Source organism: Flavobacterium sp. CFS9, from assembly GCF_041154745.1.
Classification (GTDB): Bacteria; Bacteroidota; Bacteroidia; order Flavobacteriales; family Flavobacteriaceae; genus Flavobacterium.
The window spans coordinates 950,809-962,961 of the sequence record NZ_AP031573.1 but is presented as its reverse complement, the minus strand read 5'-3'; the positions used below and the strand labels follow the sequence as shown (position 1 = coordinate 962,961).

Sequence of the window (12,153 nt, the reverse complement as noted above, 5' to 3'; positions counted from 1 at the left end):
AAAAACTATTTGCTGTTTTTCTTTATAATCTCCTGAGCTAAATTAATGTAATTAACAGCTCCTTTACTGGTTGCGTCATAATTTATGATGCTTTCTCCAAAACTTGGTGCTTCGCTCAGTTTAACATTTCGTTGAATAACGGTATCAAAAACCATATCATTAAAGTGTTTTTGAACCTCTTCTACAACCTGATTAGATAAACGTAATCTCGAATCGTACATGGTTAGTAACAATCCTTCAATGTCAAGATCCGGGTTGTGTATTTTTTGAATACTTTTTATGGTGTTCAATAATTTTCCTAATCCTTCAAGTGCAAAATATTCACATTGAATAGGAATAACTACAGAATCAGAAGCAGTTAAGGCATTCAGGGTTAATAAACCCAGAGAAGGAGCACAGTCGATAATGATATAATCATATTCGTCTCTTACACTTTCTAATGCTTTTTTAAGCATGTACTCTCTGTTTTCTTTGTCAACCAATTCGATTTCGATGGCAACAAGGTCAATGTGTGCAGGTATCACATCGACATTTGGAGATGTACATTTTAATACAGCTTCTTTTGGTGTTATACTGTGTTCCAGGATTTGATAAGTTCCGGCTTCAACTGATTCTACGTCAATCCCAAGGCCAGATGTAGCATTGGCTTGTGGATCGGCATCGATCAATAATACTTTTTTTTCTAAAACACCTAATGAGGCTGCAAGATTTACAGATGTTGTAGTCTTTCCAACGCCTCCTTTTTGATTAGCAATCGCAATGATTTTGCCCATTTATTTTCTGAATTTTGAACCGTAAAAATACAATTATTTATGGTTTCTGAAAATCTATTTTGTTAACATTTGTGAATCTTCGGTTAATCGTTGTATGGTGCGTGTTTTGCCAGATTTAAATGTTAAAGTAAATCGATAGAACTGCGAAATTTCGCTCTCTTTTATGGTAGGCTCTGCAACAAAATGCGCAGTTTTAAAAAAAATGTTCTAAAAATATTAAGTTTATATACGCTGATTTTCTCTCAATTAGGATTTACAGGAAATATTTTTTGTGATATTTCGCAAATTGTTTTTGGATAAGCGAAAAATAGTTCTATCTTTGCACCCGCTTACGGGGTGTAGCGTAGCCCGGTTATCGCGCCTGCTTTGGGAGCAGGAGGCCGCAGGTTCGAATCCTGCCACCCCGACAAAAGTCTTTTCATATTTTGGAAAGACTTTTTTTTTGCTTTAAACTTAAATCATACATCAGAACAGTAATCGGGAAGGCCGCAGGTTCGAATCGGGGCACCCCGATAAAATTCCTCCCATTTTTTTGTTTTTTACAAATAAGCATCTCAAGATAGCCAGTACTCCAAACCTTCTTCATTACTCACTTTCCCGTTTATTACATGAATCACCCAATTATTACATCTGGGGTTGTGTTTATTGAATTGCGAACTCTTCCTTTTTTTTTACTTCTTACTTTGTTTTTTATTGTAATAATTTAACTATTAAATAAAACGGAGTTGCATTGTCAAAAGTGCCAAAAGTATTAAAAATGGCACTGCAGGAAATTTCGATTATAGATTAAAAATTTAAAAAAAAACATTTTGACATGAATCGTATTTTTACTTTCTTATTTCTGAAAAGGTCATCTTTAGTTTATATGATCACTTTTTTGTGGGTTTTTCAAACGGTGGTAGCACAGAAGACCACGCCTACTATACAATGTTCTAATCTTGTTGTTACGAATACTACAGGAACATCAGCGACTATTAGTTGGCAATCTGGGGATGGACTATATAGTACAGTATTTATCCGTAAAGGAACAAGTACCAGCCCCAATGCAATTCCGCTAGATAATGTTAATTACGTACCTAATAGTTTTTTTGGTTCAGGAGACCAAATTGGGACATCTGGCTGGTATTGTGTAGCAGATACTAGGTCGAATAATAGTTTAAGAATAAACGATCTGACTCCTGAGACTACCTATCAGGTACAGGTGTTCGCTAGTAACTACTATATAAGTAGTAACCATACATTTTATTTAAGAACAATCAACTCTGGTAATTCTGTAACATTGACGACACCAAAAAAAAGCAATGTGGCTACTTTGAGCAATTTGAGTAGTAGTGACGGAACGCTGGATCCGGTTTTTTCATCAGAAACTACAGATTACAAAGTGAGAGTGTCTAACGAAGTCAGCAGCATAAAAGTAACACCGGTTGCTACCAATGCTAATGCGGCGATAAAAGTAAATGGGCTAACAGAGTATAGTGGAATACCTTCAGATAGAATAGATTTGATCGAGGGAGAGAATACGATTGGCATAGAAGTCACAGCTGAGGATGGTACTGTGAAAAAGTATAGTATAAGTGTTTTTAGATTTTTGCCGCAACCTACGATTCAGGCCAGAGACCTTAATTTTACTAATACAACAGCAACAGGTACGACCTTGAACTGGACCAATGGTAATGGAAAAGGGAGGATAGTTTTTATGCGCGAAGGAGCAAATTCCGGTTCTGCTCCTGTACCGGATAATATTTATTTTGCAGAGAATAAGGTTTTCGGTTTAGGAGATCAGATAGGTACAACAGGCTGGTATGCCATTTGCAAGATTAATACCGATAATAAGATAGAGATAACTGGTTTGACCACAGGAAAGACTTATCAGGCAATCGTGATGGAGTTTAATGGCTTCCCAGACTATCCTTCCTATTTAACCACAACAAGTACCGGTAATCCCGCAGCAGTTACTACAATAAGTAATATCGCTAGTTTGAGTAATTTGAGTTGTAGTGTCGGAACTCTGGATCCGTTTTTTTCATCAGAAACTAAAGATTACAAAGCGAGAGTGTCTAACGAAGTCAGTAGCATAACAGTAACACCGGTTGCCACCAATGCTAATGCGACGATAAAAGTAAATGAGGTAGCAGTGGTTAGTGGAAGCCCTTCGCAAAAAATAGATTTGGTCGCCGGTGCCAGTACCGTTGTTAAGATAGAAGTTACCTCTCAGGATGGTACCGTAAAAACCTATACGGTAACGGTCGAAAAAAGTAGTTTAGGAGTAGTCAATAATAAAATTGAAGGTTTTGTAGTGTACCCCAATCCTGTACAACATGGAAAAGTTTATATAGAAACTAAATCAACTTTTATAAAGGATATAAAAATATTTGATGTGTCAGGAAAAAAGGTTTTATCTGTTCAGACAACAGACAGGGAAGTAAATATTGGGGACTTGCAGAAAGGAGTTTATATCATGAAAGTAAATCAGGATGGAGCTGAATCAACTGAGAAACTTGTTGTTCAATAAGATTGAGTTTGTTTATTGAATTCTGTTTGGTAAGAAAAACTGGCGTCGAATTCTGAATTCTTTATTAGGTCGTGTATTTTCAGGAACTAAAAATGAATTGGTTTAGAATCCCGACAAAAGTCTTTTTTGTTTTTTACCCGTTTTGTTTTATTGTGGAAAATATTCAAACGCTTTTATGTCTAGTGTACTTTGTTATTAGGACAAAAAAATATTCTTTAATTGCTTCTTATTTTTTTCTGAGATTACAGTTTGTTTGGAGGGTATAGTCTTTAAATTTGTTACCGGCTACCGTCAGTTGCGAAATACAACTATAAGTAGTGTGATAACAACTATAAGGAGCGGTATTTTTAAGGCTTCAGAGAATAAGTCAAACTAATTTTGCGGTATCACAAAAGATAGTATTTATGAAAGCTAACAAAATCGGCAACAAGATTGCCAAAGCACGAAAAGAGCAAAACATGTCTCAGGCGCAACTTGCTCAACTTTTATTTATCAGTCCGCAGGCAGTAGGGAAATGGGAACGAGGAGAATCCTTTCCGGATATTGCTACTTTAGACCGACTTGCAGAAATTTTAAACGTAGATCTTAATTATTTTTCAGAAAATCTTCAATCTTCTGAAAGTATGCCAATTTCTAAGATAATTAATGATACTAACGTACAGGAACAAAAAGGATCTAAAGAAGTGGATGCTTCTGACAGACCGGAGCGGCCATTATTGATCAATTTTAGTGGCAGTGCCCTTGCAAAAACGGACTTAGCGGGAGTTAGTCTGGTCAACAGAAGATTTGTTGGAAGTGATTTGCGTGACAGCGACTTTTCGAATGCCGATCTAACCGGTAGTGTATTTAAAGGTAGTGATGTGCGTGAAGCTAATTTTACCGGAGCGAATCTGACAGATTGTACTTTTTCTGCACTTGATCTTTCCAATGCCAGTTTCATCAAGGCGACTCTCGTGCGCACCGAATTCAGTGCTTCAGAGTTGAGCGGAGTAAAGTTTATGGATACAGAACTGGTAGATGTAAAGCTAACCAGAGCTGATCTTCGTAAAATAACCTTTATAGATTGTATTTTTAATGGGGTCGATTTTAAATATTCAGATTTGTCGGGGCTTTGTCTTGATGGACATATTTTTATGGATGTGAACTTTTCTAATGCGGCATTGAATAAAGTTTCATTTAAGGGAGCAGTCTTCAGAAATGTTTCGTTCCGTCCGACGTTTGCATTGACAAACAGATATTACAAAACGCTTCAGACCATCTGTTTTGAAGGGGCAGTGATGGATAAATTAACTTATGCAGCACTCAAAGGTGTTGGAGTCGATTTGTCGAAGGTAACCACGATTTAGTTTAAAAATTTTAAAATCCGTAAAGTTTGATTGAAGCTTTACGGATTTTATGTACATCTCAATGACTACTTTTCTGTGATCTTAGTCAGCCATTCAAAGTAGATTTTATTGGTTTCCGCGTCAGGGTATTCGTGGGTTTTGTCTTCAATTATTCTTCTGATGACAGGAACTCCATTCGAATTTAGTTTTTGTATTAATTTTTCTGCGACCGATACGGGTAAAGCTCCATCTTTTTTTCCATGATAAACAAAAACAGGAGTTTTTAAAAAGGGAACCAGAAATTGATCCTCTAAAAAATTCGGATGTCCTGTGCCCAGCCACTCATTTGCCAAATCGGGATGCCCTGCAAAAACGGCTACTCCTTTATAAAGTTCAGGATGCTGGTAGTAGGTTCGCAAGGCACCATAGCCACCCATCGAAAATCCGGCAATAACGATTTTGCTTTTATCACCTGAAAAGTGCAGCACTACATCTTCAATGGCTTCCATAATGTCATTTTGCGAACTTTCAGAATCATAACAGTTATACCTATCTCTGGCAAACGGAGCAATCTCAATAAAATTACCACCGCTTCTGGCCTGGCTTAAGACGGTCTGTTCATCTTGCCCGCTGCCATGAAGAAAAACCAGTAGAGGGTATTTTTTTTCAGGGTTGTAATCTTGTGGTAATTTTATAGTGTAAGGTTGAAAAGTAGCATCGTATTTTGATTGGAAGGCTCTTCGATAAGGTTTTGCAATTCCCTTGTAAGGATCGCCGCCTTTTAAAAAGGAATTCAATTCCGTTTCAAATTGGAGATATTCTTTCAATACATTTTTCCCGTTTTCGTAGGATTTCAAATTGTTGAAATGCTGTTGGACCTCGTTTGTTTTAAACAACAGGGTATTTATAGTACCTTGCTGTAAATGGTATGGATTTCTGGTAATTTGTGAACGAATGCTGTCGAAGTTAAACTTAGGGAAAATAACAAAATCATATGGTGCAATTGTATCAGAGGCTGAACGAATGAGAAAATTATAATGACCCGGTTTTAAATTATGGGAATCAAAGGGAATTGATTCTCGCTGTAGTTTATTTTTAAAACTGACTTTTATTTTTTTATCAAGAAATATTCTGGAAGAATCATTTTGGATTGTAACGTCAATAGTTTTATTCAGAACTGTTTTTGCTATTGTTATTAGATTTAATTGCAGAGGTTCGTCAGCCTGAATATTTCTTTTGAATAGCTGAGCTACTATAATGGGTTGGTTTACCTTTTTAGGTTCTTCAAAAGCGATTGGCATGAAATTCCTTTTTGGAATTTCTTCGTCCCAGATGCCTTCATCCTTAACAACCGAGTAGCCATTTGCAGCATTGTTTGGTATGGCTTTTGCAAAATACAGATTATATCCTAATGGGTTAGAAAACCAGGGATGATAAGGGTATGCGTCTTTCCATGTCAGCAGTACTTCGAAACCGCATTTCCCATTATGAGAAATCTCTTCGAAGCGGGTTTCGCGGCTTAATTTTTTACCATGGTTTTGGTTTCGATTGTAGTCCCAGATTCTTTTTCGGGCCCAGTATTTTTTGTCTTTAGAAGGAGAGAAGACAATGTCATAGTATTCATCTGTAAGCGAATCATTTTGACGTTTTGCCAGTAATAATTTAAAGCCGTCACCATTAATAAATCCTCTATCGCGATAAGTAATACTATCCGCTTTAGCTTCGATATATAAATAAAGATGTGTTGCGGTATATCCCAACAGATAATTTACTTTAGTGGGTGTGACCGCAGGATTGTCAAACTGAAAAAAATGATTGAATTCTTTTTTCTTAAGATTTAGTAGTTTGTCGTCCAGCTTTCCGTCAATAACAGGAGTGAAATCCAGAAAGCGTATCTCTTCTGATTTCGAAGATTGTGCCTGCATCAGTTGAAAAATAAACAGTACCAGACATATCAGTTTTTCTTTTGTTCCCATATCCTGAAGGTATAATTTGTGAATTAACGTTACATTTTATAAGGATTTAAGATAGAATAAATGGGGTTGAGGTTTGTTAAGGCGTTGAAATGGATTGGTTAAGTTTTTGAAAATGAGTATTATTGGTGGTCAAATATAGTCAAAAGAAGAAAGTCTTCTGTAATTAGAGGGTGGCTTTTTAAAGCAGTAGTATTCTGTTTCCATTTTTAATTTTTCTTGGAAGGTTAAAACCTCTATTGAGAAATAGTTAAAACTGATTTAATCTGTTCCGTTTTCCAACAATAAAAACTTATTTTTGTGACCATTAATTAATAATACAATCATATTATGTCAGATACAATCGAAAAAATTAAATGCCTTATTATTGGTTCAGGTCCGGCGGGTTACACTGCTGCTATTTATGCTGCCAGAGCAAATATGAATCCGGTTTTATATCAGGGAATGCAGCCAGGGGGGCAATTGACTACAACTAATGAAGTAGAAAATTTCCCGGGTTATGTGGATGGAGTTACAGGACCGGAGATGATGATTCAATTACAAGAACAAGCAAAACGTTTTGGTGCTGATATTCGTGACGGATGGGCTACTAAAGTTGATTTTTCGGGAGATATTCATAAAGTTTGGATTAACGATACGATAGAATTACACTGTGAAACTGTTATTATTTCTACAGGAGCTTCGGCTAAATATTTAGGATTGCCTTCAGAGCAGCATTATTTACAAATGGGTGGAGGAGTTTCTGCTTGTGCTGTTTGTGATGGATTCTTCTACCGCAATCAGGAAGTGGTTATTGTAGGAGCCGGAGACTCAGCTTGTGAAGAAGCACATTACCTGTCTAAACTTTGTAAAAAAGTAACGATGTTGGTAAGAAGCGAGAAATTCAGAGCTTCAAAAATTATGGAAGAACGCGTTCGTAAAACCGAAAATATCGAGATTTTGATGAACCACGATACCGTTGAAGTTTTAGGTGACGATAATGTAGTACACGCTATAAAAGCAAAAAACAAAACGACTGGTGAAATTTTCGACATTCCGGCAACCGGATTTTTCGTTGCCATTGGTCATAAACCGAATACAGATATTTTTGCAGATTACATCACACTTGATGAAACCGGTTATATCGTAAATGTTCCGGGAACTTCTAAAACTAATGTAGAAGGTGTTTTTGTAGCCGGAGATGCTGCTGATCATGTATACCGTCAGGCCATTACTGCTGCAGGTACAGGATGTATGGCTGCTTTGGATGCTGAGAGATATCTTGCTGCGAAAGAGTAGAGGAAAGGTTCTAAGGAGCTAAGGCTCTGAGGTTCTGAGCTGTAGAGGAGCTTCAAGTCTGAAAGTTTCAAGTTGTTGGAACTCTGATAAGAGAAAAGTCCATTCGTTTTTGCGAATGGACTTTTTGTTTTTGTTTACGAGTTAATCAGTTCGGTATATTTTAGAAAGTAAAAACTTTGAGTCTTTGTGCTTCTCCGAGATTAGTAGGTTGGGTAGGTGTTCATTATCGTTTTATCAATTCCCCTCATTCCAACCATATAAGCTCTATCCTTGTAATGGTGTCGTTGCTTTAGCTTTTACAGGGACAGGACTTGGTTTTTTGATGAGTTTTGCTTCCTCGCTAAAACGGGTTAGTTCGATTTTAGGATTTCCAAACAGTGATACCTCCGACTTATCTCCGGCAGCAATTGCTAAATTGTTCTCCGCTAAAATTGTAGCCACAGAATAGCCTTCTGTGGTAACGTTAGCATCTTTTAAAGTAAATTTTATTCCGGTAAAAACAGAGTTGTTGTCTAAACGGATTGTTGCTTTTTCGGCAATACCTTCAATGGCAGCAGTTGTTTTTTGGTACAAATCACATTTGAATTTTATGGCAGAAACTAATGTTTTAATCGAAGAGTTTTTACTTAGTTGTAAGGAAGCGTCTTCTGATTTTAAGTTTAGCTCGGTTTTGGATCTGTCATCTGCAAACAAACTGAACTTTTTTGAATTTACGTTGAGTAATAATTTAGCGTAATCGAAGCTATGAAAAGTGATATCGTCTAATTTAAGCTCCTGAATAGCATAGACTACAGTCTCGTTTTTGGCAATTACGGTTTTTAATGTACCGGTATAAATAACGTGAACGACCAGTTTTTTGAAGATCGTACTTTCTTTGGCAGTATAGAGACGAAGTACTTTTTCTCTTAAATCCGTTCCAATGATTTCATGCAGATTGTCATCGGCTTCAATTCTGATTTCGTTTTTTTCTCCTGGTTCCAGGTAAACTTCCAGATTATCATCGGCTTCAATACCGTCAAATTCACCAACTTCTTTTACCGAGGTGGTTACAATTTTAGATCCTTTTATTTTTTCTCTTCGCTGGGCAAAAGTTAAGGTCGTAACCAATAATAATAGAAGAAGGGCCGTATTCTTTTTCATTAATTCTAAGATTTGATTTGGACAAATATAAAAAAATCATCCACTTTTGATGAATGATTTTTCTATATTTTAACAGATTAATAAGGTTTATCCCTGACTGATTGTTCCTCCTGAACTTGAAGTCTTTTCAATTGTTTTAGGAGTATTGTCGTAATTGATACTTCCACCACTGCTGGCTGAAGCTTTCAGACTTATTATTGGGTGAACGTTTACGCTGCCTCCGCTTGAAGCTTCAGCGTGAATTTCATTTGCCCATAGTTTGTGTGCATTGATGCTGCCGCCGCTTGAAGCTGAAACCTGAGTTTTTAACGCTTTCCCTTCCATTCCAATAGAGCTTCCACTGTCTGAATCACAAGTAATATTGTCAGATTCAATATTCACTGAAATAGTAGCGGCACTTGAAGCTTCCAGACTAATGTCCTGGCCCTGAATCAAATCTTTGCCCACGATAGATGCCGCAGTTGAGGCTTCTAATTTATCTATAATTGGCATTTTTACAGTTACCCTTTTCTTGGTGATATCCTGAAAACTATTGAATTTACATTTGATGTATAGTGTTCCATTTTCCACCTTTGTGATAATTTCCTTTTGGATGTTATCATCTGCTTCCACAACAATTTCGGTAGAATCAGATTGGATAATATCCAAATCTATTGCATTGCTCACCGCTACTTTTGTAAAATTGCCTTGTACGGTTCTTTTTTCAGTAGTAACATTTCCACTTCCTTTAATCGTATTTACATTAAAGTTACAAGAGGCGAACAGTAGTGCGGTAACAGTTGCAATAATGAATTTTGTAATGTGAATGATTATTTTTATCATGGCTTAGTTAATTTTGATTATAACTCCGTTTTGATCAGTGGTTAATTTTCCTTTGGTTTTCTTTCCGTTTAAAACTTCTTTTCCGTTAATTTTAATCGAAACTTCTTTTACAGTATCGTTTTCAATGCGGTTTCCCTCATTGTCATACTCATAGTTGTTTTCGTAGTCATTCTCGTAATTATTCTCGTCGTCATTCTCGTCTGCCGGGCAGTTCAAACATTTTACTTTTGAACCTGCTACTTTGTAATTGTAGTTGCCGCTATAATGCAAGTTGAAAAAATCATCGTCAGAATCGTCATAATCTTGTACAGATGAATCCGGCTTGAACAATTGTCCTTCAGGTAAGTACAAATATACATCAACTTCCTGTCCTCTGAATTTATTTTTTACATCTGTCAGAAAATAATTGTCTAAAATCAAATGGTTTCCGTTAAGCTGAAATTTATAGTTGATTTTTTCTGCTCTTTGTTTGGCATTGATAAACGAGTTCCCTCTGGCTGTTTTTTCAATTTGAATGTAAGGAGCAGCTTCATCTGTACGTAAAACATGTAAGCGAACATCGTTAGAATAGATTAACTGATTGTTGGCAGAATCTTGTACAAACTCAAAATCACTACGGTGGTTCAGGTCTTTAGCGTAATAATCATTGTATCTGAATTTTACGAAAAGAGTATCTTTTGGAGTAATGTTGATTGCTTTTTTCTCGACCATTTTGTTGTCGTATGAAAGCTCTGTCGCTTGTTTGATTCCGATGCTGATCGCGATAGCAACCGCTATAATCCAAATTGCTAACAAAGTATATTTGGTGATATTTCCAATGGACTTCAGATTTGGAGATAACAATTTGAAACCTAAAAGTGTCAAGAAGAAAAATGGAATTCCAACAGCAAAGAACATTAACAAACCAAATGACCAAAGCGGATAATCTGTAAAGTTTCCGGCATCTACAAAGTTTTGCCAAGGGAAATCAACAAAAACATTAGTTCCTAAAGTAAAAACTCCAATCAATAACATAATCAAAGTACTGATTCCGGATATGATTAAAATGACTCCTAAAAATTTAGCGAATATTTTGAAAATCGTCATGATAAAGTCTCCAAATGAACTACTTATTCTCTCAGCTCCCGACTTTACCTGGTTTCCCATCGCATCATAATTGGCATTTTTAAATTTATCCGATAAGTTTTCAATTTCTTCACGAACTTTTTTTTCAATGTTCGAGATCGTTACCGGCTCTCCAGTCATTTCCAGTTTCTCCGAAGTGGTAACCGCTTCAGGAGTAACAATCCAAAGAACGAAGTACGCTAAGATTCCCGTTCCAAAACCTGCGAAAACAAATACCAGGAAGATAATTTTGATCCACACAGCATCAATCCCAAAATAATGTCCCAAACCGGTTGCTACACCACCAATCATCCCTTTTTCTTTGTCACGATACAATTTTTTGTGCTTTCTTGTTCCGTAATCATTAAAAGACTGACTTGTTTTTTCTTCATCTTCCAGAATATAGTCTTCAGGCTGTCCCATAACGGCAATCACCTCATCAACATCTTTCAGTCCTACAACATGTTTATCGCTTTTTTGTTTCTCAATTAATAATTCAGAGATACGCATTTCGATATCTTTAATGATTTCATCCTGTCCGGACGAATTAGTAAGAGATCGTTTTATGGCGTCAAAATAGCGTGTCAGTTTTAGATATGCATCTTCATCGATGTGAAAAACCATACCGCCTAAGTTAATATTTACTGTTTTGTTCATGACTTATTGATTTTGATTGGTGATTAGTTTTACGGCGTCAGACAATTCTGTCCAGGTACCGCTAAGTTCGTTTAAAAATGTTTGTCCTATTTCGGTTAATCCATAATATTTTCTTGGTGGTCCTGACGTAGATTCTTCCCATCGATAATTAAGCAAACCGTCGTTTTTCAGCCTAGTCAAAAGTGGATAAACTGTTCCCTCAACAACTAGTAATTTTGCGTTTTTTAAAGTGTCTAATATTTCTGATGTGTAGGCATCTTTTTCTTTTAATACAGATAGGATGCAAAACTCAAGAACACCTTTGCGCATCTGTGCTTTTGTGTTTTCAATGTTCATAATTTCATTTTGTTTTTTTTTGATTGAACAATTCGTTTTTTGATTGATGATTGATTGATGATTGATGATTGATTTGCCGGTTTACCCTTCCGGCCTGGGTGATTGATGATTGATTTTTTTAAAGGAGCTGGTTCCTGCTATCCGTTTCAATCTTTTGTGCCGAACCCCGACACAAAAGGATTTTCACTTCTATCAGGGCTAGATCCTTTTAACCTATAACTTTTAATTTTTAT

The 12,153-nt window shown here is 36.3% G+C and carries 9 protein-coding genes and 1 tRNA gene; 4 read left to right on the top strand and 6 right to left on the bottom strand.

The annotated features are described in order from the left end of the window. Positions 1-5: 5 nt before the first annotated feature. Positions 6-773 (bottom strand): ParA family protein, encoded by a 768-nt coding sequence (locus ACAM30_RS04190; RefSeq protein ID WP_369617366.1) that lies wholly within the window; start codon positions 771-773, stop codon positions 6-8. A 332-nt stretch (positions 774-1,105) separates the two neighbouring features. Between ACAM30_RS04190 and ACAM30_RS04185 the strand changes: the two genes are divergently transcribed. The 3 genes from ACAM30_RS04185 (at position 1,106) to ACAM30_RS04175 (ending at position 4,631) form a co-directional block, all read left to right on the top strand. Beyond that, positions 1,106-1,180 (top strand) — tRNA-Pro (locus ACAM30_RS04185). A gap of 407 nt (positions 1,181-1,587) precedes the next feature. Next, the gene (locus ACAM30_RS04180; protein WP_369617365.1) at positions 1,588-3,285 is read left to right on the top strand and encodes a cadherin-like beta sandwich domain-containing protein; all 1,698 of its coding nucleotides are present in this window, start codon (positions 1,588-1,590) and stop codon (positions 3,283-3,285) included. A gap of 404 nt (positions 3,286-3,689) precedes the next feature. Beyond that, on the top strand, positions 3,690-4,631 hold the full coding sequence (locus ACAM30_RS04175) for a pentapeptide repeat-containing protein (protein WP_369617364.1): 942 nt from the start codon (positions 3,690-3,692) through the stop codon (positions 4,629-4,631). A gap of 65 nt (positions 4,632-4,696) precedes the next feature. Here the strand turns inward: ACAM30_RS04175 and ACAM30_RS04170 are convergent, their stop codons facing one another. After that, complete coding sequence (locus ACAM30_RS04170; protein ID WP_369617363.1) at positions 4,697-6,586, bottom strand: prolyl oligopeptidase family serine peptidase; 1,890 nt, start codon at positions 6,584-6,586, stop codon at positions 4,697-4,699. A gap of 327 nt (positions 6,587-6,913) precedes the next feature. On the opposite strand from ACAM30_RS04170, the gene trxB reads away from it, so the two are divergent. Beyond that, positions 6,914-7,861 carry a thioredoxin-disulfide reductase gene (trxB, locus tag ACAM30_RS04165; RefSeq protein WP_017494826.1) on the top strand — a complete coding sequence of 316 codons (948 nt, stop codon included), beginning with the start codon at positions 6,914-6,916 and terminating at the stop codon, positions 7,859-7,861. Between the two features lie 264 nt (positions 7,862-8,125). On the opposite strand, the gene ACAM30_RS04160 is transcribed toward trxB, so the two are convergent. The 4 genes from ACAM30_RS04160 to ACAM30_RS04145 form a co-directional block, all read right to left on the bottom strand. Continuing rightward, positions 8,126-9,001, bottom strand: coding sequence for a DUF2807 domain-containing protein (locus tag ACAM30_RS04160; protein ID WP_369617362.1), 876 nt, complete (start codon positions 8,999-9,001; stop codon positions 8,126-8,128). A gap of 87 nt (positions 9,002-9,088) precedes the next feature. Further along, positions 9,089-9,823, bottom strand: a complete 735-nt coding sequence (locus tag ACAM30_RS04155; RefSeq protein WP_369617361.1) for a head GIN domain-containing protein — start codon at positions 9,821-9,823, stop codon at positions 9,089-9,091. A gap of 3 nt (positions 9,824-9,826) precedes the next feature. After that, entirely contained in the window at positions 9,827-11,584 is a 1,758-nt protein-coding gene (locus ACAM30_RS04150) for a PspC domain-containing protein (RefSeq protein ID WP_369617360.1), read from the bottom strand. A gap of 3 nt (positions 11,585-11,587) precedes the next feature. Further along, on the bottom strand, positions 11,588-11,920 hold the full coding sequence (locus tag ACAM30_RS04145; RefSeq protein WP_017498072.1) for a PadR family transcriptional regulator: 333 nt from the start codon (positions 11,918-11,920) through the stop codon (positions 11,588-11,590). Between the last annotated feature and the right edge of the window lie 233 nt (positions 11,921-12,153).

Bases quoted from the DNA above. Each gene is read 5' to 3' on its own strand.
- ACAM30_RS04190 (WP_369617366.1), bottom strand. From the start codon at position 773: ATGGGCAAAATCATTGCGATTGCTAATCAAAAAGGAGGCGTTGGAAAG.
- ACAM30_RS04180 (WP_369617365.1), top strand. From the start codon at position 1,588: ATGAATCGTATTTTTACTTTCTTATTTCTGAAAAGGTCATCTTTAGTT.
- ACAM30_RS04175 (WP_369617364.1), top strand. From the start codon at position 3,690: ATGAAAGCTAACAAAATCGGCAACAAGATTGCCAAAGCACGAAAAGAG.
- ACAM30_RS04170 (WP_369617363.1), bottom strand. From the start codon at position 6,586: ATGGGAACAAAAGAAAAACTGATATGTCTGGTACTGTTTATTTTTCAA.
- trxB (WP_017494826.1), top strand. From the start codon at position 6,914: ATGTCAGATACAATCGAAAAAATTAAATGCCTTATTATTGGTTCAGGT.
- ACAM30_RS04160 (WP_369617362.1), bottom strand. From the start codon at position 9,001: ATGAAAAAGAATACGGCCCTTCTTCTATTATTATTGGTTACGACCTTA.
- ACAM30_RS04155 (WP_369617361.1), bottom strand. From the start codon at position 9,823: ATGATAAAAATAATCATTCACATTACAAAATTCATTATTGCAACTGTT.
- ACAM30_RS04150 (WP_369617360.1), bottom strand. From the start codon at position 11,584: ATGAACAAAACAGTAAATATTAACTTAGGCGGTATGGTTTTTCACATC.
- ACAM30_RS04145 (WP_017498072.1), bottom strand. From the start codon at position 11,920: ATGAACATTGAAAACACAAAAGCACAGATGCGCAAAGGTGTTCTTGAG.